This is a genomic window from Pseudomonas sp. S37 (assembly GCF_016658545.1).
In the GTDB taxonomy this organism is placed as follows: domain Bacteria; phylum Pseudomonadota; class Gammaproteobacteria; order Pseudomonadales; family Pseudomonadaceae; genus Aquipseudomonas.
This window is the reverse complement of record NZ_JACVZC010000016.1, coordinates 19,754-44,167: the sequence shown is the minus strand read 5'-3', so window position 1 is coordinate 44,167 and position 24,414 is coordinate 19,754. Positions and strand designations below refer to the sequence as shown.

The following is a 24,414-nucleotide window of genomic DNA, read 5'->3' as shown; positions in this document are numbered from 1 at the left end:
TGGCACGCCCCGATATGCAGCAAATCTGCCGTAGATGTGCCATTTCAGGGCATCATGGGGTTGGCTTGACATCAGTATGGCTTTTCGATTGACTGGTCCTGCAAGCCCCCCTTGATTGATATTTTTAACAACAAAGGTGTTGCATCATGTCGGTACCCCCGCGTGCCGTTCAGCTTAACGAAGCGAACGCGTTCCTTAAGGAACATCCTGAGGTTCTCTACGTTGACCTTCTGATTGCAGATATGAATGGTGTGGTGCGTGGCAAGCGCATTGAGCGCACCAGCCTCCACAAGGTTTACGAGAAAGGCATCAACCTGCCGGCCTCCCTCTTCGCCCTGGACATCAACGGTTCTACCGTCGAAAGCACCGGGCTGGGTCTGGACATCGGCGATGCTGACCGCATCTGCTATCCAATCCCCGACACGCTCTGTAACGAGCCGTGGCAAAAACGCCCTACCGCCCAGCTGCTGATGACCATGCACGAGCTGGAAGGCGAGCCGTTCTTCGCCGACCCGCGTGAAGTGCTGCGCCAGGTGGTGAGCAAATTCACCGATATGGGCCTGACCATCTGCGCCGCGTTCGAGCTGGAGTTCTACCTGATCGACCAGGAGAACGTGAATGGCCGCCCGCAGCCACCACGCTCGCCTATTTCGGGCAAGCGCCCACAGTCGACCCAGGTGTACCTGATCGACGACCTCGACGAATATGCCGACTGCCTGCAGGACATCCTCGAAGGCGCGAAGGAACAAGGCATCCCGGCCGACGCCATCGTCAAGGAAAGCGCCCCGGCGCAGTTCGAAGTCAACCTGCACCACGTGGCCGACCCGCTCAAGGCCTGCGACTACGCGGTACTGCTCAAGCGCTTGATCAAGAACATTGCGTACGACCATGAAATGGACACCACCTTCATGGCCAAGCCCTACCCGGGCCAGGCAGGCAACGGCCTGCATGTACACATTTCCGTGCTGGACAAAGATGGCAACAACATCTTCACCAGCGAGGATCCCGAGCAGAACGCCGCGCTACGTCACGCTGTCGGCGGTGTGCTCGAGACCCTGCCCGCGTCCATGGCGTTCCTCTGCCCGAACGTCAACTCGTACCGCCGCTTTGGCGCGCAGTTCTATGTACCGAACGCGCCAAGCTGGGGCCTGGACAACCGTACCGTGGCCCTGCGCGTGCCGACCGGCTCGGCCGATGCCGTGCGCATCGAACACCGCGTAGCCGGTGCCGACGCCAACCCGTACCTGATGATGGCGGCCGTGCTGGCGGGCGTGCACCATGGCCTGACCAACAAGATCGAGCCGGGTGCGCCGATTGAAGGCAACTCGTACGAGCAGCTGGAGCAGAGCCTGCCGAACAACCTGCGCGATGCCCTGCGCGAGCTGGACGACAGCGAAATCCTGAACAAGTACATCGATCCGAAGTACATCGACATCTTTGTCGCGTGCAAGGAGAGCGAGCTGGAGGAGTTCGAGCATTCGATCTCCGACCTCGAGTACAACTGGTATCTGCATACCGTGTAAACAAGAACGCCGCCCCTAAGGGCGGCGTTTTTCATTCTAAACCGTGCCGGCCTCTTCGCGGGTAAACCCGCTCCCACAGGTACTGCACAGCATTCAGACCCTGTGGGATACCTGTGGGAGCGGGTTTACCCGCGAAGAGGCCGGCACAGGTTTACAGAGACTTCTCGAAAATCTTCGAATTACGCTGGTAGTTGTACAGCGACGCCCGCGCCGCCGGCAGCCGCTCCACCCCACTCGGCGCAAAGCCACGCTCGCGGAACCAGTGCGCAGTACGCGTGGTAAGCACGAACAAGGTATTCAACCCCATCTGCCGCGCCCGGCTCTCGATGCGCTCCAGCAGCTCGTCCCCACGCCCGCCATGACGGTACTCCGGGTTCACCGCCAGGCACGCCAGCTCCCCCGCCTCGGAATCGGCAATCGGGTACAGTGCCGCACAGGCGATGATCATGCCTTCGCGCTCGACCACGCTGAATTGCTCAATCTCCCGCTCCAGCACCTCGCGCGAACGGCGCACCAGAATGCCCTGCTCCTCCAGCGGGCTGATCAGCTCCAGCAGGCCACCCACGTCCTCGATGGTCGCCTCGCGCACCACCTCGAACTGCTCCTGCGATACCAGCGTACCGCCACCGCCCCGGGTAAACAGCTCGGTCAGCAGGGCGCCGTCTTCGGCATAGCTGACAATGTGGCTGCGCGCCACGCCGCCTTTGCAGGCCTCGGCGGCAGCATCCAGCAACTCGCCCTGGTAGTCGCTACCCAAGCGCTGAAGATGCGGGGCAACCTGCTGCGGGCGTAGCTCCCGCACCAGCTTGCCATCTGCATCCAGCAGCCCCGGCTCGGCACCGAACAGCAGCAGCTTGTCAGCGCCCAGCTCGATGGCAGCGCGGGTGGCCACGTCTTCGCAGGCCAGGTTGAAAATCTCGCCGGTTGGCGAGTAGCCCAGTGGCGACAGCAGCACGATGGAACGCTCATCCAGCAGGCGGCTGATGCCCTTGCGGTCGACCCGGCGCACTTCGCCGGTATGGTGGTAGTCCACCCCTTCCAGCACGCCGATCGGCCGTGCGGTGACCAGGTTGCCGGACGCCACGCGCAGGCGCGAGCCCTGCATCGGCGAAGCGGCGATGTCCATCGACAGGCGCGCCTCGATGGCCAGGCGCAAGGCGCCGACAGCGTCGATCACGCAGTCTAGGGTGGCCGCATCGGTGATGCGCAGGCCGCGGTGGTAGTGCGGGGTCAGGCCGCGATCGGCCAGGCGGCTTTCGATCTGCGGGCGCGAGCCATGCACCAGCACCAGGCGCACGCCCAGGCTGTGCAACAGCACCAGGTCGTGAACGATATTGCCGAAATTGGGGTGTTCCACCCCATCGCCAGGGAGCATGACCACGAAGGTGCAGTCGCGATGGGCATTGATGTACGGGGAGGCATGACGCAGCCAGTTGACGTAGTCGGGCATGACAGGGCCTGTGGATAAGTGGACGGAGAACGGCGATTCACGGGGCGTTCAGGATCATCGTCGGAACAGGCTTACGGTCACGCGCGGTCTCCTCTAGGCAGGAACGAATCAGGACAATGGACGTTTAGTGCAGGCAATAGTGCCGGATCAGGTCACGCAATAGACGCACGGTAGGCTCGATTCGTGACATTTCAAGGTATTCGCCGGGCTGGTGGGCGCAGGCGATGTCGCCAGGGCCCAGCACAATGGTCTGGCAGCCCAGCTGCTGAAGATAAGGCGCTTCGGTGCCGAACGCCACCGCTTCGGCGCGATGGCCGGTCAGGCGTTCCGCCACCTGCACCAGCTCGGCGTCAGCGGCCTGCTCGAACGGCGGTACCTCGGGGAACAGCGGCGCGTAGTCGATACGCACTTCATGGCGCTCGGCCACCGGCACCAGCTTTTCGCGAATGGCTGCGCGCAGTTGCTCCACATCCATGCCCGGCAGTGGCCGCAGGTCGAACTCCAGGGCGCACTGGCCGCAGATGCGGTTGGGGTTGTCGCCACCGTGGATGCAGCCAAAGTTCATGGTCGGGGTCGGCACGGTGAATTGCGGGTTGCTGTAGGTTTGCTGCCATTGCTGGCGCAGGCCCATCAGCTCGCCCATGACCGCGTGCATGGCCTCCATGGCGCTGCGGCCCAGGTTTGGGTCCGACGAATGGCCACTGCGCCCGAGAATGTCGATGCGGTCCATGAGGATGCCCTTGTGCATGCGGATCGGCCGCAGCCCGGTAGGCTCGCCGATCACCGCCGCACGGCCCAGTGGCTGGCCGGCCTCGGCCAGGGCACGGGCGCCGGACATGGAGCTTTCTTCGTCACAGGTGGCGAGGATCAGCAGTGGCTGCTTGAAGTCGTGCTCCAGCAGCGGGATGACCGCTTCGATGACCAGGGCGAAGAAGCCTTTCATGTCGCAGCTGCCCAGGCCGACCCAGCGGCCATCGGCCTCGGTCAGCTTCAGCGGGTCGCTGTGCCACAGCTGTTCGTCGTAGGGTACGGTGTCGCTATGCCCGGCCAGCACCAGGCCGCCAGGGCCGGTGCCACGGCTGGCCAGCAGGTTGAACTTGCCGGGGGTGACCTGCTGGATATCGCATTTGAAACCCAGGTCGCCCAGCCAGCCGGCCAGCAGGTCGATGACCTGACGGTTGGACTGGTCCAGCGCAGGCTGGGTGCAACTGACCGAAGGCGCGGCGATCAAGGCGGCAAACTGGTCTTTCAGCGTCGGCAACGGCATGCGCGTACTCCTTGGAAGCGTTGCCCATCATAGCAATGCCATTCGTTCGCAGGGCAACCCCATGGGCTTCTTCGCGGGTAAACCCGCTCCCACAAGTGCTGCACAGACCTCGGCCTGGTGCAATCCCTGTGGGAGCGGGTTTACCCGCGAAGAAACCACCACGATCCAACAGACCACAGCCGACTGCTGTAAACTCCTTGCCAACCACGCCCCCTCCTTCGAGTCTGTGATGCACAAAGAAACCGAACTCAAGCTCCGCGCCAGCCGCGAGACCCTTGCCGCCCTGCGCGAGCACCCTCTGCTGAAAAAGCGCAACAAGTCCGGCTGGCAGACCCGCGAACTGACCAACCAGTACTTCGACACCCCCGAGCGTGAGCTGTCCGCCGCGCGTGTCGCCCTGCGCCTGCGCCGCGATGGCGATGTGGTCATCCAGACCCTCAAGTACCGCGGCCAGAGTGTGGCGGGCCTGTCCGAGCGCAACGAGTACGAGTGGAACCTGGACAAGGCCAAGCTCGACCTGAAAAAGCTCGACGCCACCTGCTGGCCCGAGCAACTGGCTGCGCTGGACAAAAAGACCATCAAGCCGCTGTTCACCACCGACTTCACCCGTGAATTCGCTGAAATCGCCTGGGGCCGTGGCAAAAGCAAGGTCGTGATCGAGGCCGCGCTGGACCAGGGCTTTGTGGTGGCCGGCAAGCGCAAGGAAGAAATCTGCGAGCTGGAGCTGGAGCTGCGCGAAGGTGAGCCGCAGGCACTGCTGGAACTGGCCGCCGAGCTGGCCGCCAGCCTGCCGCTGATGCCCTGCGACATCAGCAAGGCCGAGCGTGGCTACCGCCTGCTGGAGCCGGACAGCTACGAGCTGGGCCTGCCAGCAACCGAGCTGGACGCCGAAATGGCCGTGGACGATGCCTATGCCGCACTGGCCTGGCAACTGCTGGGCAGCAGCCAGCGCCTGGCCGAGCAGTACCGCCACAACGGCCACTGGCGCCTGCTGCAGGACTGGGTCGAGTGCCTGAGCGAGCTGCGTGCCCTCACGGCCAGCCTGGGCCAGGCCGCGCCGCGTGCCACCACCCGCGACCTGCGCAGCAGCCTTGATGCCCTGCTGGAAGACTGGCGCCCGCTGGTACAGGCCGGTAACGATGACGAAGACATCCGCCGCGCCGCCCCCGAGCAGTTTGCCGAAGAGCTGGAAGACGTGCGCTGGGGCCAGTTCTCGCTGGAAACCTCGCGCTGGCTGCTGGCCCGCGCCTGGACCGCAGAACGCAAAGGCCGTGGCGAGCGCCAGGGCAAGGCGCAGCTGGCCAGCTGGATGGGCCATTTGCTGGGCGAGGAAGGCCGCGCGCTGAAGCTGCCGCTGTACACCCAGCGCCCGGAAGACCTGGCCGAACAGCTGCCGCGTATCGAGCAACTGCTGGCCTGGCTGCACCACGCCCGCCACGTGCTGGAAGCGCCGCAGATGGACCGCCTGTATGGCGACCTGAAAAAGCTGCATGAGCTGGCGGAGCTGCCTCTGGGCGAAGAGCCTGATGAGCTGCTTGAGGCGCGCATCGAGCAGGCTCGGGCAGTGGACCAGAGCCGTGGCTGGAAGCACCTGCTCAAGGCTTGAGCCCTCCCGAAAGCTTACGCGGTCTCTTGTAGGAGCGGCCTTGTGTCGCGAAAGGGGTGCGAAGCGCCCCCAGGATTTGTGCATCAAGCAAATATTGCTGGGGCCGCTTTGCGGCCCTTTCGCGACACAAGGCCGCTCCTACAGGGGACCGCGTCACAGGGGCTTAAGCGGCCTTACCGCGAAAGCGGCAGGCTGGTGGTGGACTTGATCTCCGACAACGCCACAATCGAGTTAACCTCCTGAATCCCCGGCACGTTCGACAGCTTTTCGAAGAAGAACCGCTCATAAGCCTCGATATCCGAGGTGACGATGCGCAACAGGAAGTCCACCGCCCCCATCAGCACATAACACTCCAGCACCTCCGGAAACCCGCGGATCGCCTCGGTGAACTCGGTAAAGTTGGAGCGCCCATGTGCATTCAGTTTCACCTCGGCGAAAATCTGTGTGTTCAGGCCGACCTTCTTGCGGTCGAGCAAGGTCACCTGCCCGCGAATCACCCCCTCTTCCTTCAAACGCTGAATGCGCCGCCAGCACGGCGACTGCGACAACCCCACACGCTCGGCGATCTGCGCGCTCGACAGTGAAGCGTCCTCTTGCAGCAGTTCGAGAATGCGCCGATCGTAGGCATCCAGCTCGCTTTGCATCATTAATTCTCCAGTTAGGTATTTATCGAATTGATCAATTCACAATTACCGCAAAAGGATCAAATCATAGCGAAAAAATACCCACTCCAACGTGCAAGAATTTCTCCCATATTTAGCGGAGACCAGCATGAACGCACAGCCCCGTACCGACGCCTGGGCCGCCCACAACGCCCACAGCACCGTGCATTATCGCCTGCAGGCCGAGGCCGAGCCCGACAGCCTGTGCCGGGTGCTCAACCTGTTCGCCCTGCAGTTCCTGACCCCGCACAGCGTGCAGGTCAGCCTGCAGAATGACTGGCTGGATATCGAGGTGGGCATCGGCGGCCTGAGCTGGCACCGGGCCGAGGTGATTGCGCAAAAATTGCGTAACCTGGTGTGTGTGGGTGAGGTGAGCCTGAGCAATCTGCAGCGGGTGGAGCTGGCGGTGGTATGAGCCATTCCCTGTACCTGTGCCGGCCTCTTCGCGGCGGTTCGGCGCCCCGATGAACCCGCTCCCACAGGTTCTGCACAGCACTCAAGACCTGTGCGATCCCTGTGGGAGCGGGTTCACCCGCGAAGAGGCCGGTACAAGTTCTGCACAGCACTCAAGGCCTGTGCGATCCCTGTGGGAGCGGGTTCACCCGCGAAGAGGCCGGTACAGGCAGCGCAAAATCCCGAAACCCTTCACCGCCAGCAACCTCCCGCAGCCCGTCTAGCCTTGATAAACACTCCCCATCAGGCACGGACGCCCCTCATGCACACCCCCGAAAGCCCCGCACTCGACCTCAAGCGCGTGCTGCAGGCCCTGCTCGCCGACCAGCACCTGCACGCCAGCGATACCCCGCCCATACTCGAACAAGCCGCCACCCACCCCACCCGCCACCCCCTGGAACAGATCGCCGCCTGCGGCCTGGAAAACCGCCAGCGCCCCGGCCAGCCCCTGGACCTCGACCACCTCTGCCACTGGCTGGCCAGCAAGGTTGGCCAGCCGTACCTGCGCATCGACCCCATGCAGCTCGACCTGCCGCAGGTCAGCGGCCTGATCTCCCCGGCCTTTGCCCAGCGCCACGGCATCCTCGTCGTCGCCGCCGACGCCACCAGCGTTACGGTCGCCAGCGCCCAGCCCTACCAGAATGACTGGCAGGCCGACCTGGCCCGCAGCCTGGGCAGGCCGATCCATCGCGTCCTGGCCAACCCGGCGCAAATCCGCCAGTCAGGCCAGTCGTTCCAGCGCCTGGCCCAGTCGGTTAAGGGTGCGCAATACCAGCAGTCAGCGAGCCTGGGTGAGCTTGAGCAGTTGCTGGAGCTGGGCAAGCGCCAAGCCGAAGCCAGCGCCGACGATGCGCACATCGTGCACATCGTCGACTGGCTGCTGCAGTACGCGATTGAACAGCGCGCCAGCGACATCCACCTGGAGCCCCGTCGCGATCAAGGCCAGCTGCGCTACCGCATCGACGGCCTGCTGCACAGCGTTTACAGCTTCCCCGCCGGGGTAACCCTGGCACTGGTCAGCCGCCTGAAGCACCTGGGGCGCATGGATGTGGCGGAAAAGCGTCGGCCGCAGGATGGCCGGCTGCAAAGCCGCCTGCCAGGTGGTGGTGAGGTCGAGCTGCGGCTGTCGACCCTGCCAACCCCGTTTGGCGAGAAGCTGGTGCTGCGCCTGTTCGACCCGCAGCAGCTGCAACAAGGCTTCGACCGCCTCGGCCTGCAAGGCCAGCAGCTGGCACAGTGGCAAGGCCTGTTGCGTCAGCGCCAGGGCATCATCCTGGTCACCGGCCCCACGGGCTCCGGCAAAACCAGCACGCTGTACGCCAGCCTCAAGCTGCTGGCCACGCCGCAAGTCAACCTGTGCACCATCGAAGACCCGATCGAACGCCTGGAGCCTGCCTTCAACCAGCTGCAGGTGCAGCCAGCGCTGGACCTGGGCTTTGCCGACGGCGTGCGGGCCATGCTGCGCCAGGACCCGGACATCATCATGGTCGGCGAAATCCGCGACCGCGAAACCGCCCTGGTGGCGGTGCAGGCAGCACTGACCGGGCACCTGGTGCTGTCCACCCTGCACACCAACGACGCCTGCGCGGCGATCACCCGCCTGCAAGAGCTGGGTGTGGCCGACTACCTGATCAAGGCGACGCTGGTGGGCGTGATGGCCCAGCGGCTGGTGCGTACCCTGTGCACGGACTGCCAGGAGGTTGCATCAGCCCACTGCCGCACCTGCCGGGGCACTGGCTTTCATGGGCGCACGGGCTTGTTCGAACTGCTCGAGCCCAGCGACAGCCTGCGCGCACTGATCGGCCCGAACGCCGACCTGACCCAATTGCGGCGCCAGGCGCTGGCCGACGGCCTGCTGGACCTGCGTCGTTGTGGCGAGGCAAAAGTGGCCAGTGGGCAGACCCGTGCCGAAGAAGTGCTGCGCGTCTGCAGCTGACGAAAAGGCCCCTGTATTCAGGAACTTGCTTCGCCGGAGAAGATCCAACGGCGCAACATCAACCCTCACCCTTCGAGGTGTTCAAACATGCGTCTCAAAACCGCCATTGCCGCCGCTGCCTTGCTTTCGCTGCCGATTGGCTCGGCCATGGCCGATACCTTTTGGCGTAACGTGATTTCTTCCGGGGCGACTACCGGATCGACCTACCTGACATCGCGAGACCACAAGCTGGTACTTGCCGCGCAGGATGACGCCAGCAGCTTTGTCGCCAGCGAAGGCGCAATCCGCGGGCCGTTCCTGGAAGCGGCCATGCACCAGGCCCGGGCAGAGAACCCGGGGCTGCAGGCTTCGGACATGGAGCTGGCCAATGCCATTCTGGCCAAGAATGCGGTGGCCGAATAAATCCCTGGGGGTGCTTTGCACCCCTATCGCGACACAAGGCCGCTCCTACAGGGGATCGCGTACCCTTGTAGGAGCACCTTGTGTCGCGAAGGGCCGCAAAGCGGCCCCCGATCTCAGCGATAAGCCTCCACCGGCACACACGCACAGAACAGGTTGCGGTCCCCATACACGTTGTCGACCCGGTTCACCGCCGGCCAGTACTTGTGCTGGCGCACATGCGCACTGGGCGCCACTGCCTGCTCCAGGCTATACGGCCTGTCCCACACCCCCAGCACATCGGCCAAGGTATGCGGCGCATGCTTGAGCGGGTTGTTCTCCGCCGGCCAGTTGCCCTCCTGCACCTGGGCAATCTCTGCACGAATCGCCAGCATCGCTTCGACAAAGCGGTCCAGCTCGGCCTTCGATTCGCTCTCGGTCGGCTCCACCATCAGCGTGCCCGGCACCGGGAACGACATGGTCGGCGCATGGAAGCCATAGTCCATCAAGCGCTTGGCCACATCTTCCTCGCTGATGCCGGTCAGTGCCTTCAGTGGCCGCAGGTCGAGGATGCACTCGTGCGCCACACGCTGGTTACGCCCGCGGTAGAGCACCGGGAAAGCCCCGCCCAGCTGGCTGGCCAGGTAATTGGCCGAGAGGATCGCCACTTCGCTGGCATCGGCCAGCTGCGGGCCCATCATGGCAATGTACATCCAGCTGATCGGCAGGATGCTCGCGCTACCCCAGGGCGCGGCACTGACCGCACTGTTGTTCGGGTCCAGGCCGGGCACCGGCACCACCGGGTGGCTGGCGACAAACGGCTTGAGGTGCGCGCGGATGCCGATCGGCCCCATGCCCGGGCCACCGCCGCCGTGGGGGATGCAGAAGGTCTTGTGCAGGTTCATGTGCGAAACGTCGGCGCCAATGTCGGCCGGGCGCGCCAAACCCACCTGGGCATTGAGGTTGGCGCCGTCCATGTACACCTGGCCGCCGTGCTGGTGCACCACTTCGCAGATTTCGCGAATGCCCTCCTCGTACACGCCATGGGTCGAGGGGTAGGTGATCATCAGGCACGACAGGCGCTCTCCGGCGGTGCTGGCCTTGGCCTTGAGGTCGGCCAGGTCGACGTTGCCGTCGTTGTCGCAATCGACAATCACCACCTCCATGCCGGCCATCTGCGCAGACGCCGGGTTGGTTCCGTGGGCCGACGACGGGATCAGGCACAACGTGCGCTGCGGTTGGTGGCGGCTGCGGTGGTAACGGGTAATTGCCATCAGGCCGGCGTATTCGCCCTGGGCGCCGGAGTTGGGTTGCATGCAGATGGCATCGAAGCCGGTAATCGCGCACAGCCAGCTTCCCAGCTCGTCGATCATCGCCTTGTAGCCGGTGGCCTGCCCCGCCGGGGCAAACGGGTGCAATTGGGCGAAACCCGGCCAGGTGATCGGGATCATCTCGCTGGTGGCATTGAGCTTCATGGTGCATGAGCCCAGTGGGATCATCGACTGGTTCAGCGCCAGGTCCTTGTTCTCCAGCTGCTTGAGGTAGCGCAGCATCTCGGTTTCGCTGTGGTGCAGGTTGAACACCGGGTGGGCGAGGATCGGTGTACGCCGCACCAGGCTGGCGGGGATGCCTTCGGGCAGGGCCAACTGGTCGAGGGCGGCGATCTCCAGGCCGTGATCCACACCGAGGAAGATGTCGAGCAAGCGCAGCACCGTCTGTTCGTTGCAGGTTTCGTCCAGGCTCACGCCAAGGTGCCCGCGGCCGAGGATACGCAGGTTGATCTGCGCGGCTTCGGCGCTTTCGATAATGGCCGCCTGGGCACCGCCGACATCCAGGGTAAGGGTGTCGAAGAAATGCTGGTTGAGGCGCTTGATGCCTTTGGCTTCAAGCCCGGCAGCCAGGATGAAGGTCAGCCGGTGTACGCGCTGGGCGATGCGTTGCAGGCCTTCCGGGCCGTGGTAGACGGCGTAGAAGCCAGCAATGTTGGCCAGCAGCACCTGAGCCGTGCAGATGTTGGAGTTGGCCTTCTCGCGGCGGATATGCTGCTCACGGGTTTGCAGGGCCATGCGCAACGCGGTGTTGCCACGGGCATCGCGTGATACGCCGATGATGCGCCCGGGCATGGCCCGCTTGTAATCGTCACGGCAGGCGAAGTAGGCGGCATGTGGGCCGCCGTAGCCCATCGGCACGCCAAAACGCTGGGTCGAACCCAGCACCACATCCGCGCCCAACTCTCCAGGCGGCGTGAGTACCACCAGGCTGAGCAGGTCGGCGGCCACGCAGGCCATGGCCTGCTGGCTGTGCAGCTGGTCGATCAGCGGGCGCAGGTCGCGCACCTCGCCATGGGTATCGGGGTATTGCAGCAAAGCACCGAATACCGCGTGTTTGCCAAGGTTATCCACAGCGTCGATGATCAGCTCGAAGCCGAAACCCTCGGCGCGGGTCTTGAGTACCGACAGGGTCTGCGGGTGGCAGTGCTGGTCGGCAAAGAACGCATTGCTCTTGCTGCGCGCCACCCGTTTGGCCAAAGCCATGGCCTCGGCGGCGGCGGTGGCTTCATCGAGCAGCGAGGCATTGGCCAGCGCCAGCCCGGTGAGGTCGATGACCATCTGCTGGAAGTTCAGCAGCGCCTCCAGCCGGCCTTGGGCGATTTCCGGTTGGTAGGGGGTGTAGGCGGTGTACCAGCCAGGGTTTTCCAGCACGTTGCGCAGGATCACCGTGGGGGTGAGGGTACCGTGGTAGCCCATGCCGATCAGGCTGGTCCAGACCTGGTTCTGCCCGGCGTAACCGGCCAGTTTGGCCAGGGCAGCCTGCTCGTCCAGTGCCGGGGGCAGGTCGAGGGGGCGATTGAGGCGGATGTCTGGCGGTACGGTCTGCTCGATCAGCTCAGTGCGGCTGGCAACGCCCAGCGCGGTGAGCATGGCCTGCTGCTCGCTGGCATCCGGGCCCAGGTGGCGACGCAGGAACGGGTTGAGCTCTTGCAGTTGATGCAGGGATGGCGACTGGGACATGACGACGCTCTCTTCCTGGAACAGCTCTCATGGAGACTACAAGTCTAGGAAGGGATTGCCGATTGTGTGGGGAAAGTTGGTTGCAGGCCCGGCCTCTTCGCGGCTAAAGCCGCTCCCACAGGTACTGCACAGCGTCTGATACCTGTGCAGTACCTGTGGGAGCGGCTTTAGCCGCGAAGCAGGCGACGCGGTCTTACTCGCCGATCGCAGCCTTGTAGGCAGCAGCATCCAGCAGCTTGTCCAGCTCGGCCGGGTTGCTTGGCTTCAGCTTGAAGATCCACGATTCGTAAGGTTCTTCGTTCAGCAGCTCCGGGCTGTCAGCCAGCTCTTCGTTCACTGCGATCACTTCGCCACCCACCGGGGCGTAGATGTCCGAAGCGGCCTTGACCGACTCGACCACGCCAGCAGCATCGCCAGCGGCGAACACCTTGCCGACCTCGGCCAGCTCGACGAACACCACGTCACCCAGGGCTTGCTGGGCGTGGTCGCTGATGCCCACGGTGACGGTGCCGTCGGCTTCCAGGCGTGCCCACTCGTGGCTTTCAGCAAAACGCAGGTCGGCGGGGATATTGCTCATGTCTTGAATTCCTCGATTGGCTCAGCGGTACGCCCGCCGGTTATAAATGGTTCAGATCAGGATCTTGCCGTGGCGCACGAAGGTCGGTTTGACCACCCGCACCGGGTACCACTTGCCGCGAATTTCCACCTCGGCCCGGTCACCGGTGGCCATGGGTACGCGCGCCAAGGCAATGGACTTGCTCAGCGTAGGTGAGAAACTACCACTGGTGATCTCCCCTTCGCCAATCCCGGCTACCCGCACCACCTGATGGGCGCGCAGTACACCGCGTTCTTCCAGCACCAGGCCGACCAGTTTTTCCTGCACGCCGTGCTCGATTTCTGCCAGCAGGGCGGCACGGCCGATGAAGTCGCGCTCGGCCGGCTCCCAGGCGATGCTCCAGCCCAGGTTGGAAGTCAGCGGGGTGTGGGCTTCGTCGATGTCCTGGCCGTACAGGTTCATGCCGGCTTCCAGGCGCAGGGTGTCACGGGCGCCAAGGCCGCTTGGGGCGATGCCGGCGCCGACCAGGTCGTTGAAGAAGGCCGCGGCCTGATCACCCGGGAAGATGATTTCCAGCCCGTCCTCACCGGTATAACCGGTGCGGGCAATGAACCAGTCGCCTTCGGCAACGCCTTCGAACGGGCGCAATTCACGAATCAGAGCGGCGCGCGAGGCACTCAGCAAGGCCGCGACTTTTTCGCGGGCGTGTGGCCCCTGGATGGCGAGGATGGCCAGGTCGGGCCGTGGCGTGAAGTTGACGGCAAAACCGGCGCGCTGGCGCTCAAGCCAATCGAGCACTTTGGCACGGGTAGCTGCGTTGGTAACCAACCGATAGCCGTTGGCCGTGCGGTAGACGATCAAATCATCGATGACGCAGCCATGCTCGTTCAACAGAGGGCTGTACATTGCCTTGCCAACCCCTTCGAGACGGGCGACATCATTGGCCAGCAGATGCTGCAGCCAAGCGATGGCGTCAGCACCATCGACATCGATTACAGTCATGTGGGAAACATCGAAGACGCCGCAGTCACTGCGCACCTGATGGTGCTCCTCGACCTGCGAGCCATAGTGCAGAGGCATGTCCCAGCCACCAAAATCGACCGTCTTGGCGCCTAGCGCCAGGTGCAGGTCATACAAAAGCGTGCGCTGTCCCATGGGTTTCTCCTTCCGGGCGTGGCGAAGCGGCGGCGGTCGATGACGTGGGTCGTCAGCTCTTCTTGTTTAACACCCGCCGCGCGAATGCCGCGCATTGTAGCCGCAAGGTGGCACGCTGGCATCCTCAGTGACTGTGACCGGGTCGACGGGCCGAACGGCGAATCAGGCCGATAACCGGCAGCAGGCCAACCAGTACCAAGGTCAATGCCGGCAACGAGGCACGCGCCCACTCGCCTTCGCTGGTCATCTCGAACACCCGCACGGCAAGGGTGTCCCAGCCGAACGGGCGCATCAGCAAGGTGGCTGGCATTTCCTTGAGCACATCGACAAATACCAGCAAAGCGGCGCTCAGGGCGCCGGGCACAAGCAACGGCAGATACACCTTGAAAAACAATCTAGCGCCACCGACGCCCAGGCTGCGCGAAGCCTCCGGCAGAGACGGGCGAATGCGTTCCAGGCTGCTCTCCAGTGGCCCGTAAGCCACGGCGATGAAGCGCACCAGGTAGGCCAGCAGCAACGCCGACAAGCTGCCCAACAGCAACGGTTTGCCGGCCCCACCCAGCCAACTGGACAACGGGATGACCAGGTTGTTGTCGAGGTAACTGAAGGCCAGCATGATCGACACCGCCAGCACCGAGCCGGGCAAGGCATAGCCCAGATTGGCCAGGCCGACGCCGGCGCGAATGCCACCGGTCGGTGCCTGCCGCCGGGCAAACGCCAGCAGCAGCGCCACGCACACCGTGACCAGCGCGGCTATGCCGCCCAGGTACAGGGTGTGCAGCACCAGGCCGATGTAGCGCTCATCCAGGTCATGCCGGCCACGCTGCCAGAACCATGCCAGCAGCTGCAGCAGCGGGATGACGAAGGCGCAGGCGAACACCAGCAGGCACCAGCCACTGGCCAGCAACGCCTTGAGCCCACGCAGGTGGTACAGCGCCTGCGCGCGTGGCCGTTCGTTGCCGCTGCGGCTGGCCCCGCGGGCGCGGCGCTCGCCGTACAGCACCAGCATCACCGCCAGTAATAGCAGGCTCGCCAGCTGGGCCGCGCTGGACAGGCTGAAGAAGCCGTACCAGGTCTTGTAGATGGCGGTGGTGAAGGTGTCGAAGTTGAATACCGCCACCGCACCGAAGTCGGCCAGGGTTTCCATCAGCGCCAGGGCAATACCCGCGCCGATCGCCGGCCGCGCCATGGGCAGGGCCACGCGCCAGAATGCCTGCAAGGGCGACAGGCCCAGTACCCGCGCGGCTTCCATCAGGCCCTTGCCCTGGGCCAGGAACGCCGTGCGTGCCAGCAGGTAGACGTAGGGGTAGAACACCAGCACCAGCACGATGATCACCCCGCCGGTGGAGCGTACCCGTGGCAGGCGCATCGGCCCGAACACCTCGCGCAATGCGCTTTGCACCGGGCCGGCGAAGTCCAGCAGGCCGACGAAGACGAACGCCAGCACGTAGGCCGGGATGGCGAACGGCAGCATCAGCGCCCAGTCCAGCCAGCGCCGGCCGGGGAACTCGCAGAGGCTGGTGAGCCAGGCCAGGCTGACGCCCAACACGGTGACGCCGATGCCCACGCCGACCACCAGGGTCAGGGTATTGCCGAGCAGGCGGGTCATCTGGGTGTCGAGCAGGTGCGACCAGATCTGCATGTCGATGGTTTGCCACGACAGCAGCAGGACGCTGAGGGGCAGGAGGACCAGGGCGGCGATAAGGGCGACCGGGAGGTACCAGCGGCGTTGGGGGGTGTGGGGCAAGGCTTGAGTCTCGAGTGCGATGGCGACCGCTGCGCGGTCGTTCGCGGGTGAACCCGCTCCCACAGGTTCGGTGCCGCCCTTAAGGGCAGAGGTATTCCTGTGGGAGCGGGTTTACCCGCGAAGAGGCCCTTGCAGGCCCCGAAAGGATAAAGCCTGGCGCTTAGTTGTAGCCAGCCCGATCCATCAGGCGGATGGCTTCAGCCTGGCGCTTGCCGGCAATTTCCACGGGAATGGTGTCGGCCTTGAAGCTGCCCCACGCGGCTACTTCCTCCGATGGCTTGACCTTCGGGTTGGCCGGGAATTCCTGGTTGATGTCGGCAAACAGCTTCTGCGCTTCTTCGCCGGTCATCCACTCCACCAGCTTTTTCGCCGCTTCCGGGTGCGGTGCATGCTTGGTCAGGCCGATGCCCGACAGGTTGACGTGCACGCCACGGTCACCCTGGTTGGGCCAGAAGATCTTCACCGGCAGGTTCGGGTTCTGCTTGTGCAGGCGGCCGTAGTAGTAAGTGTTGACCACCCCCACATCGCACTGGCCAGCCTCGATGGCCTGGATCACCGCGTTATCGTCGGAGAACACATCGGTGGACAGGTTGTTGACCCAGCCTTTGACGATCTGCTCGGTCTTGGCCTCACCGTGGGTTTCGATCAGGGTGGCGGTCAGCGACTGGTTGTACACCTTCTTCGCCGTGCGCAGGCACAGGCGGCCCTCCCATTGCTTGTCGGCCAGGGCCTCGTAGGTGCTCAGCTCTGCCGGCTTGACCCTGTCGGTTGAATAGATGATGGTGCGCGCGCGCAGGCTCAGGCCGGTCCAGTCATGGGACGAGGCACGGTACTGTGGCGGAATGTTCTGGTCGATGATGTCGGACTTGATCGGCTGCAGGATGCCCATCTGCTCGGCCTGCCACAGGTTGCCAGCATCCACAGTCAGCAGCAGGTCGGCCACGCCGTTGTCGCCCTCAGCCTTGATGCGCTGCATCAGCGGGGCTTCCTTGTCGGTGATGAACTTGACCTTGACCCCGGTCTTGGCGGTATAGGCATCGAACACCGGCTTGATCAGCTCGTCGATGCGCGAGGAGTACACCACCACTTCGTCCGCCGCCTGGGCGGTGCCGCCGAACAAAGTCAGGGCCAGGGCGGCCAGTAGGGGCTTGCGTGGCAACATGGAAAGCACTCCTCGGATCGTTTGAGAGGTGCAAATGGTAGTGAATCCCATTTTCTGGCTCATCTACCTAGCCGTTACCGGATGTTGCAGCGGGGGGCTGCTGCGCAGCCCATCGCGACGCAAGGCCGCTCCTACAGGGGACCGCGCAGGCCACCGACCATGTGGGGTCTTGGTGTAGGAGCGGCCTTGTGTCGCGATGGGCCGCAAAGCGGCCCCAACGATCTCAAGCCTTGGCCAGCTCCGGCAGGTCGCCGCTCAACCCTAACGCCTGGCGCACAAACAGCGCCTTGGCCTCAGGCATCTGCTCCACCAGCTTCAACCCGCTGTTACGCAGCCAGCGCAACGGCAACGGATTGGCCTGGAACAACCGCTCAAACCCTTCCATCGCCGCCATCAATGCCAGGTTATGCGGCATGCGCCGCCGCTCGTAACGGCTCAGCACCTTCACATCCGCCAGCCGTTCGCCACGCTCGCAGGCCTTGACCAGCACCTCGGCCAACACCGCGGCATCGAGAAAGCCCAGGTTCACGCCCTGCCCGGCCAGCGGGTGAATGGTGTGCGCCGCATCACCGATCAGCGCCAGGCCTTCATCCACATAACGCTTGGCGTGGCGCTGGCGCAGCGGTACGCACACCCGCGGGTCGGCCTGCAGTACATCGCCCAGGCGCCCCTCGAAGGCCCGCTCCAGGGCCTGCAGGAAGGCCGCTTCGTCCAGCGCCATCAGCTGCTCGGCATGCTCCGGGGTGGTCGACCACACGATCGAGCACCAGTCTTGCTGGCCATCGCGGGTCAACGGCAGGAACGCCAAGGGCCCTTCATCGGTGAAGCGCTGCCAGGCCGTGGCCTGGTGCCCGGCGCTGCAGCGCACGCTGGTGACGATGGCATGGTGCAGGTAATCCCACTCGCGGGTTTCGCAACCGGCCAGGCGCCGCACTGCCGAATTGGCGCCATCGGCAGCGATCACCAGCGGCGCGCGCAATTGCCGGCCATCGGCCAGGGTCAGCAGCCACTCATCGCCAGAGCGGCGCAACTGCTCCAGCCGGGCATTGGGCAGCAGGCCGATGTCGCTGTCGTGCAGGCGCTCCAGCAGGCCGTCCTGCACCACCCGGTTCTCGACGATATGGCCAAGCGCCTTGGCATGCACGCTGGCGGCCGAGAAATGAATCTGGCCGGTGCCGCTGCCATCCCACACCTGCATGTCCGAGTACGGCGTGGCACGCCGTTGGGCAATGCCATCCCAGGCGCCAAGGCGCTCAAGGATGCGCTGGCTGGCCGCCGACAGCGCGCTGACACGCGGCTCGAACGGGGCCTGGGCATCGAACGGTTTGACCGTCAGCGGGCCGCCGTCGAGCAAGAGGATTTGCAGGCCACTGTGGCGCAACGCCAGGGCCAGGGCGCTGCCGACCATACCGGCACCGACAATCAACAGATCTGCGCGCATTTCCATGCCTTACGCCAGCCTCGCTTGCGGCTTGAGCCGCACGTATAGGGTTTTATCGACCCGCGCCACCAGCTCGCCGGCACCGTCGCGGATATCGACCTGCAAACGCGGCAGGCACTTCTTGCCGGTAGCGGTCTGCTGGCGAATATCGTCCAGCAGCGCGTCATCGACGTGGAATTCGGCATACACCGGGCCTTTGCCCGGCGAGATGAAATCGATGCTGGCGGCCTTGTCCCAGACGATGTAGTCGCGCCCCAGCTGCTCGATCAGCAGCAGCATGTAGAACGGGTCGGTCATGGCATACAGGCTGCCACCGAACTGGGTACCGACGTAGTTGCGGTTCCAGCGCGTCAGCTTCATCGCTACCTTGACGCTGCGCAGGTCCGGGCTGATGTGCTGCACGCGAATACCCGCACCCAGGTACGGTGGGTAGAGGTTCAGCAGCCAGCGCAGCATGCGCGCCCGGCGCGCCAGTTTACGCGGGTTGCTCATGCCTGGCCCCGCGGATCGGGGCGGGTGCCCAGGCCCATGGCCTGGCGGGCGAACCAGCTTTTTGCCGGTGGCAGCAGGTCGAGCCCGAGCAGGCCGAGGTTGCGCCCGGCAGCCAGCAACGGCTGGTTGCTGCCGAACAGGCGGGTAACCTGGTCGGAGAAGCCGATGGTCATCGCCTGGTCCAGGCGCTGACGCTGGTGATAGGCCAACAAGGTGGCCAGGTCGCCAGGCTGCTGCGGGCCGGCCAGCAGCGCCTCGGCCAGGGCTTGCACGTCACGCAACGACAGGTTGAAACCCTGGCCGGCGATGGGGTGCAGGCTGTGTGCAGCGTTGCCCAGTACCACCAGGTGCGGCCGCACCTGCTCTTGGGCCTCGATCAGCGACAGCGGGTAGAGGTGCCGTGCGCCCACCTGGCGCAGCGCGCCGAGGCGGTAGCCGAACACGCCCTGCAACTCGCGCAGGAAGCTGCGCTCATCGATGTCGGCCAGGCGCCGTGCGTCCATGCCCTGCCGGGTCCACACCAGTGCACAGCGGTTATCCGGCAACGGCAGCAGGGCCATCGGGCCTTCTTCGGTGAAGCGCTCGAAAGCCTGGCCACCGTGGGCCTCGCCCGGGGTGATGTTGGCGATCAACGCACTCTGCTGGTAAGGCGTGTGGCGCACATGGATGCCCAGCTGCTCGCGCAGGCCGGAGCGGCCACCGTCGGCCAGTACCGCCAGGTCGCACACCAGCTGGGTGTCGTCGTTCAGGCGCAACTGGTAGCCACCTTCGATGGCCTGCATCGAGGTGACTTCCGCCGGGCAGCGCCAGCTCACCACTTCGCTGTCCAGCCCTTGCCACAGGCACTGACCGAGCCAGGCGTTCTCCACCACGTAGCCCAGTGCCGGCACGCCTTCTTCCATGGCATCCAGGCGGGTGGCGCCAAAGCGGCCACGGTCGGACACGTGAATCTGCCGGATCGGCTCGGCGCGGCGGCCAATGGCCTGCCACAGGCCCAGGTGCTGGTAGATCTGCTGGGTGCCGAACGACAACGCCGATGAGCGCGCATCGTAGCTGGGCTGGAAGCTGTCGCCGGGGGCGAACGGCTCGATCAGCAGGATCTTCCAGCCTCGCGCCTTGGCCCCGGCCTGCAGGGCCAAGGCCAGGCTTGCACCGACCAGGCCACCGCCGATGATCGCCAGGTTTACCCGGTTCATGCGGCGTCCTTGCGGGCGGCCTGCATCAGCGCCTCGATCTCGGCGACCGTGCGTGGCACGCCCGAAGTCAGGATTTCACAACCTTGCCTGGTCACTACCACGTCGTCCTCGATCCTTACCCCGATGCCGCGCCACTTCTTGGCCACGGCCTGGTTGTCGGCGCCAATGTAGATACCCGGTTCGACGGTCAGCGCCATGCCGGGTTCCAGCACCCGCCACTCGCCGCCCACCTTGTAATCGCCTACATCATGCACATCCATGCCCAGCCAGTGGCCGGCACGGTGCATGTAGAAGGCGCGATAGGCCTCGCTGTCGATCAGCGCCTGCACATCGCCTTGCAGCAGGCCCAGGTCCACCAGGCCCGCGGTAATCACCCGCAGGGTCGCCTCGTGGGCGTGGTTCCAGTGCTTGCCAGGGGCGATTTCGGCAAACGCCGCCGCCTGCGCCTTGAGCACCAACTCGTAGATGGCCTTCTGCTCGGGCGAAAATCGCCCGCTGACCGGGAAGGTGCGGGTGATGTCACTGGCGTAGCAATCGATTTCGCAGCCCGCGTCGATCAGCACCAGGTCGCCATCCTTGAGCGGTGCATCGTTCTGCTGGTAATGCAGGATGCAGCCATTGCGACCGGCCGCGACGATCGAGCCGTAGGCCGGCATCTTCGCCCCGCCCTTGCGGAATTCGTAGTCCAGCTCGGCTTCCAGGCTGTACTCGTGCAGCCCGGCCCGGCAGGCCTGCATGGCCCGTACATGGGCCCGCGCCGAAATATCCGCCGCCGCGCGCATCACCTTCACTTCCGCTGCCGATTTATACAGGCGCATGTCGTGCAGCAGGTGATCCAGCGCAACGAATTCGTTCGGCGGCTGGGCGCCCAGCCGGGCCTTGGAGCGGATGACGTTGATCCAGTCCATCAGCCGGCGGTCGAACTCGGGGTTGCTGCCCATGGCGCTGTACACCCGCTCGCGGCCTTCGATCAGGCCCGGCAGGATCTCGTCGATATCGGTGATGGGGAAGGCATCGTCGGCGCCAAAATCGCGCACCGCGCCTTCTTGCCCGGCACGCAGGCCGTCCCACAGCTCGCGTTCGGGGTTGCGTTCACGGCAGAACAGCACGTACTCGCCATGCTCGCGCCCGGGAATCAGGGCAATCACCGCCTCCGGCTCGGGGAAGCCGCTGAGGTACTGAAAGTCGCTGTCCTGGCGGTACACGTGCTCGACGTCGCGGTTGCGGATGGCAACCGCAGCGGCGGGCAGGATGGCGATGCTGTTGGGGACCATCTGCGCCATCAGCGCCTTGCGCCGCCGGGCATACTCGGCCTTGGGAATGTGGCTCATGGGCAGACTACCCCTGGTTGATCAGTGCAGCGATGGCTTGGGCGCGGGCGCAGCCGGCTTGGCCAGCTCGGAGAACAACAGCAGTGGCGCCACGCGCAGGTATTCCATGACTTCCATGTAGTCGCTCTCGCCGTCCTCGGACTCTTCAAGGGCTTCCTGCACCTGGGAAATGGCCACCAGGTCCTGCAGCACTTCCTTGGCCTCGTCGGACAAGTCCTTGCCGCCGGCGTTCAGGCCGAAACCGGTGATGAAGCCCTGGCACCACTGGCCCAGCGCGGTGGCGCGGTCGGTCAGTGCAGCGTCGTCGGAAGGCAGCAGCAGGACAATGGCCATGTCGTCGCTGGTGAGTTCACCCTTGACCATTTCCTGCAGGCCAATCAGGGCGTTGCGCACGGTGTCACCGGGCTCGGTTTCCAGCAGTTGGGCGGCGTCGGCCAGCCAGGCATCGGCGTCAAAACCGGCACCGGCGCAGCTGCGGCCGATCAGCAGGCCGTGCAGTTCGGCCGGGGTGACAGGGTGGCCATTGCTCGAAAGCAGCATGGCGAAAGCGATGTAGGGCGATTGGGTATTGGGCATGGGCAGCTAGGCGCCAGACGGCGCAATGACTAGAATGGAGACCTTGTATCCTAGCACCGGCAGGCGCGCCAAGACCATCGGCACTGGCCGTCGCCGCCCAGGGAGAGGCATCATCGCCAGGTGACTGAACGACGGAGCGAATCGAGTGCAACCCACGCAAGAGAACGACCTGCAGGCACTGATGAGCCGTTTCGAGTTGCTGATCGACCGCGTCGAGCAACTAAAACGGCAAAATGCACTCCTAGTAGCTCAGGAAAAGTCCTGGCGCGAAGAGCGCGCCCACCTCATCGAAAAAAACGAGATCGCCAAGCGCAAGGTCGAGTCGATGATCATACGCCTCAAGGCTCTGGAGCAAGACTCATGAGTTCAAGCAATAGCGTCACCGTGCAGATTCTCGACAAGGAATACTCGATCATCTGCCCGCCGGAAGAGCGCAACAACCTGGTCAGCGCCGCGCGCTACCTGGACAGCAAGATGCGCGAGATCCGCAGCAGCGGCAAGGTGATCGGCGCCGACCGCATTGCAGTCATGGCCGCGTTGAACATTACCCACGAAATGCTCCATCGCCAGGAAGAACGCAGCGATGCGCCGGTCAGCAGCACCAACCGTGAACAGGTGCGCGACCTGCTGGATCGGGTAGACAAGGCTTTGTCCGACGACACGGATACCAAAATCGGCTGAGATTGGTATACTGGCGCCACTCCCTGGGGGATGCGCCAGTCGGTTATGTCCCTGAGCCGATACGCACAACCACGGGGGTTGCACGCTGGGGCCGGTGTGCATGTCCGCCCGACGGAAAGCCTTAACGCCCCCTGCAATCTCCACCTTGAACTTTCGGGTTCAAGGGCTACACCGATAGCGGTCTTATCGGGGAGCCTGAATTTCTTGCCCGCCCCTGTGGCGGGCATTTTCGTTTTGGCCGCCCTTCAATGCGGCCACTACTTCCGGGATGCCCGTGCCATGACCGACACTGCACCGCTAACCCGCCCTCAGCTTCGCCGCTTGCTTCGCAATGCCCGCCGCGCCCTTACCCCTGCCCAGCAACGCCAGGCCACCCTTGGCCTGTACCGCCAGCTGGCGCAGCATCCGTTGTTCCGCCGCGCCCGGCACATTGCCCTGTACTTGCCCAATGACGGCGAAATCGACCCTTGCCTGTTGATGCGCGAAGCCCAGCGCCGCGGTAAACGCACCTACCTGCCAGTGCTGCATGCCTGGCCGCGCACGCGCATGGTGTTCCAGCGTTTCGAGCAGGGTGAAAAGCTCAGGCCCAACCGCTTCCGCATTCCCGAGCCGGTGACCGAGCGCAAGCGCCAACGGCCGATCTGGGCGCTGGACCTGATCTTGCTGCCATTGGTCGGTTTTGACGAAGTGGGTGGCCGCCTGGGAATGGGCGGAGGCTTCTATGACCGCAGCCTGGCCTACCAGGCGCGTCGGCAAACCTGGAAAAAACCGTTGCTGCTGGGGCTGGCGCATGAGTGCCAGAAGGTCGAGCGGCTGGCCCAGGCCAGTTGGGATGTACCGCTGCAGGGCACGGTCTCGGACCGTGACTGGTACCTGGCGCCGCGTTGAGCGGCGCCAGCGGGGGCATCAACGTTGTGGCTGGCTGGCCTCGACCGGCATCTGATAGGCGTTGTCCAGCTTGCGCTCCCAGAACCCTTGCGCATAACCGGTAGTGACCACACCCAGGCCAAAAATGAACACCAGGATCCACAGCAGATCCGGCTTTTTACGTTGATTCATCGAAGATTGCCCCCCAGGCAAACTGTTCAGTGCTCGGCGACTTTCTGGGTACCGCCGGAGCATCGCGCGTTAAACGGGGCGCATTTTCCGACAACCTGCGTCTGCAAGCAAACCTTGACGCCAACCGGCTGTCGGTTTCGTGCAACAGGTTATTTCAAACCTTTTCAGGAGCAGCATGCATGGCCTACTGGCTGATGAAATCCGAGCCCGACGAGCTCTCCATCGAAGCCCTCGGCCGCCTGGGCGAGGCGCGCTGGGACGGCGTGCGCAACTATCAGGCGCGCAATTTCCTGCGCGCCATGAGTGTGGGTGACGAGTTCTTCTTCTACCACTCCAGCTGCCCGCAGCCGGGCATTGCCGGCATTGCCCGGATCACCCGCGCGGCCTACCCCGACCCGACCGCGCTGGACCCGCAGAGCCACTATTACGATGCCAAGGCCACAGCCGAGAAGAACCCGTGGAGTGCGGTGGATGTGGCCCATGTGCAAACCTTGCCGCGGGTGCTGGAACTGGGCTGGCTGAAGCAGCAGGCGGGCTTGGCCGACCTGCCGCTGGTACAGAAAGGCAGCCGCCTGTCGGTGATGCCGGTTACGCCCGAGCAATGGGCGGTGATTGTCGCGTTGCGCTGAAACTGCGGCTAAGGTCTGAGTTTGCTTTTGGAACTTGGCCCCAATCCCTGTACCGCGTCGGCTGCTTCGCGGGTAAACCCGCTCCTACATGGACCCCACAGCC

Annotated in this window: 23 protein-coding genes and 1 other RNA gene; 10 read left to right on the top strand and 14 right to left on the bottom strand. The window is 64.4% G+C overall.

Features of this window, described 5'->3' with window-relative positions:
* The first annotated feature begins 146 nt into the window (after positions 1-146).
* Entirely contained in the window at positions 147-1,523 is a 1,377-nt protein-coding gene (locus IAE39_RS08435; RefSeq protein WP_014592784.1) for a glutamine synthetase family protein, read from the top strand.
* 151 nt (positions 1,524-1,674) lie between these two features.
* Here IAE39_RS08435 and argA read toward each other — a convergent pair whose 3' ends face one another.
* Both argA and argE read right to left on the bottom strand, forming a co-directional pair.
* Complete coding sequence (argA, locus tag IAE39_RS08430) at positions 1,675-2,973, bottom strand: amino-acid N-acetyltransferase (protein ID WP_060498133.1); 1,299 nt, start codon at positions 2,971-2,973, stop codon at positions 1,675-1,677.
* Positions 2,974-3,097: 124 nt separating this feature from the next.
* Positions 3,098-4,240 carry an acetylornithine deacetylase gene (argE, locus tag IAE39_RS08425; protein ID WP_201201184.1) on the bottom strand — a complete coding sequence of 381 codons (1,143 nt, stop codon included), beginning with the start codon at positions 4,238-4,240 and terminating at the stop codon, positions 3,098-3,100.
* Between the two features lie 229 nt (positions 4,241-4,469).
* On the opposite strand from argE, the gene IAE39_RS08420 reads away from it, so the two are divergent.
* A complete protein-coding gene (locus IAE39_RS08420) occupies positions 4,470-5,846 on the top strand; it encodes a CYTH domain-containing protein (protein ID WP_201201182.1) in 1,377 nt (458 codons plus the stop codon).
* A gap of 173 nt (positions 5,847-6,019) precedes the next feature.
* Here IAE39_RS08420 and IAE39_RS08415 read toward each other — a convergent pair whose 3' ends face one another.
* Entirely contained in the window at positions 6,020-6,490 is a 471-nt protein-coding gene (locus tag IAE39_RS08415; RefSeq protein ID WP_084850173.1) for an Lrp/AsnC family transcriptional regulator, read from the bottom strand.
* A 127-nt stretch (positions 6,491-6,617) separates the two neighbouring features.
* On the opposite strand from IAE39_RS08415, the gene IAE39_RS08410 reads away from it, so the two are divergent.
* From IAE39_RS08410 to IAE39_RS08400, 3 genes are all read left to right on the top strand, one after another.
* Entirely contained in the window at positions 6,618-6,923 is a 306-nt protein-coding gene (locus tag IAE39_RS08410) for a hypothetical protein (protein ID WP_201201180.1), read from the top strand.
* 300 nt (positions 6,924-7,223) lie between these two features.
* Positions 7,224-8,897: a GspE/PulE family protein gene (locus IAE39_RS08405; RefSeq protein ID WP_201201178.1), complete on the top strand. Its 1,674-nt coding sequence runs from the start codon at positions 7,224-7,226 to the stop codon at positions 8,895-8,897.
* A gap of 87 nt (positions 8,898-8,984) precedes the next feature.
* The gene (locus IAE39_RS08400) at positions 8,985-9,299 is read left to right on the top strand and encodes a DUF2388 domain-containing protein (protein ID WP_201201174.1); all 315 of its coding nucleotides are present in this window, start codon (positions 8,985-8,987) and stop codon (positions 9,297-9,299) included.
* Between the two features lie 113 nt (positions 9,300-9,412).
* Here the strand turns inward: IAE39_RS08400 and gcvP are convergent, their stop codons facing one another.
* The 10 genes from gcvP to IAE39_RS08350 form a co-directional block, all read right to left on the bottom strand.
* Positions 9,413-12,286, bottom strand: coding sequence for an aminomethyl-transferring glycine dehydrogenase (gcvP, locus tag IAE39_RS08395; protein WP_201201172.1), 2,874 nt, complete (start codon positions 12,284-12,286; stop codon positions 9,413-9,415).
* 193 nt (positions 12,287-12,479) lie between these two features.
* On the bottom strand, positions 12,480-12,863 hold the full coding sequence (gcvH, locus tag IAE39_RS08390) for a glycine cleavage system protein GcvH (RefSeq protein ID WP_201201170.1): 384 nt from the start codon (positions 12,861-12,863) through the stop codon (positions 12,480-12,482).
* Positions 12,864-12,914: 51 nt separating this feature from the next.
* Positions 12,915-13,997: a glycine cleavage system aminomethyltransferase GcvT gene (gene gcvT / locus IAE39_RS08385; RefSeq protein WP_201201169.1), complete on the bottom strand. Its 1,083-nt coding sequence runs from the start codon at positions 13,995-13,997 to the stop codon at positions 12,915-12,917.
* A gap of 124 nt (positions 13,998-14,121) precedes the next feature.
* Positions 14,122-15,744: an ABC transporter permease gene (locus IAE39_RS08380; RefSeq protein ID WP_201201168.1), complete on the bottom strand. Its 1,623-nt coding sequence runs from the start codon at positions 15,742-15,744 to the stop codon at positions 14,122-14,124.
* Between the two features lie 160 nt (positions 15,745-15,904).
* Entirely contained in the window at positions 15,905-16,906 is a 1,002-nt protein-coding gene (locus tag IAE39_RS08375; protein ID WP_201201166.1) for an extracellular solute-binding protein, read from the bottom strand.
* 223 nt (positions 16,907-17,129) lie between these two features.
* Positions 17,130-18,347 (bottom strand): 2-octaprenyl-3-methyl-6-methoxy-1,4-benzoquinol hydroxylase, encoded by a 1,218-nt coding sequence (locus tag IAE39_RS08370; protein ID WP_201201165.1) that lies wholly within the window; start codon positions 18,345-18,347, stop codon positions 17,130-17,132.
* Positions 18,348-18,356: 9 nt separating this feature from the next.
* The gene (locus tag IAE39_RS08365; protein WP_201201164.1) at positions 18,357-18,839 is read right to left on the bottom strand and encodes a DUF4442 domain-containing protein; all 483 of its coding nucleotides are present in this window, start codon (positions 18,837-18,839) and stop codon (positions 18,357-18,359) included.
* On the bottom strand, positions 18,836-20,035 hold the full coding sequence (gene ubiH, locus IAE39_RS08360) for a 2-octaprenyl-6-methoxyphenyl hydroxylase (RefSeq protein ID WP_201201163.1): 1,200 nt from the start codon (positions 20,033-20,035) through the stop codon (positions 18,836-18,838). The genes IAE39_RS08365 and ubiH overlap by 4 nt, the downstream gene beginning before the upstream one ends.
* Complete coding sequence (gene pepP, locus IAE39_RS08355) at positions 20,032-21,366, bottom strand: Xaa-Pro aminopeptidase (RefSeq protein ID WP_201201162.1); 1,335 nt, start codon at positions 21,364-21,366, stop codon at positions 20,032-20,034. Before pepP ends, ubiH begins: the two co-directional genes overlap by 4 nt.
* Positions 21,367-21,387: 21 nt before the next feature.
* A complete protein-coding gene (locus IAE39_RS08350) occupies positions 21,388-21,942 on the bottom strand; it encodes a YecA/YgfB family protein (RefSeq protein WP_201201161.1) in 555 nt (184 codons plus the stop codon).
* Between the two features lie 181 nt (positions 21,943-22,123).
* Here IAE39_RS08350 and IAE39_RS08345 point away from each other — a divergent pair, with 181 nt between their 5' ends.
* The 4 genes from IAE39_RS08345 to IAE39_RS08330 all read left to right on the top strand — a co-directional run bounded on the left by IAE39_RS08345 (position 22,124) and on the right by IAE39_RS08330 (position 23,511).
* Positions 22,124-22,306, top strand: coding sequence for a TIGR02449 family protein (locus tag IAE39_RS08345; protein ID WP_201201241.1), 183 nt, complete (start codon positions 22,124-22,126; stop codon positions 22,304-22,306).
* Positions 22,303-22,623 (top strand): cell division protein ZapA, encoded by a 321-nt coding sequence (locus IAE39_RS08340; RefSeq protein WP_201201159.1) that lies wholly within the window; start codon positions 22,303-22,305, stop codon positions 22,621-22,623. The genes IAE39_RS08345 and IAE39_RS08340 overlap by 4 nt, the downstream gene beginning before the upstream one ends.
* Positions 22,624-22,640: 17 nt before the next feature.
* Positions 22,641-22,820: non-coding RNA, 6S RNA (gene ssrS, locus IAE39_RS08335), on the top strand.
* 82 nt (positions 22,821-22,902) lie between these two features.
* Entirely contained in the window at positions 22,903-23,511 is a 609-nt protein-coding gene (locus IAE39_RS08330) for a 5-formyltetrahydrofolate cyclo-ligase (RefSeq protein WP_201201156.1), read from the top strand.
* An 18-nt stretch (positions 23,512-23,529) separates the two neighbouring features.
* Here IAE39_RS08330 and IAE39_RS08325 read toward each other — a convergent pair whose 3' ends face one another.
* Positions 23,530-23,682: a hypothetical protein gene (locus tag IAE39_RS08325; RefSeq protein ID WP_201201154.1), complete on the bottom strand. Its 153-nt coding sequence runs from the start codon at positions 23,680-23,682 to the stop codon at positions 23,530-23,532.
* A gap of 179 nt (positions 23,683-23,861) precedes the next feature.
* Between IAE39_RS08325 and IAE39_RS08320 the strand changes: the two genes are divergently transcribed.
* On the top strand, positions 23,862-24,311 hold the full coding sequence (locus IAE39_RS08320; protein WP_201201152.1) for an EVE domain-containing protein: 450 nt from the start codon (positions 23,862-23,864) through the stop codon (positions 24,309-24,311).
* Positions 24,312-24,414: the final 103 nt, after the last annotated feature.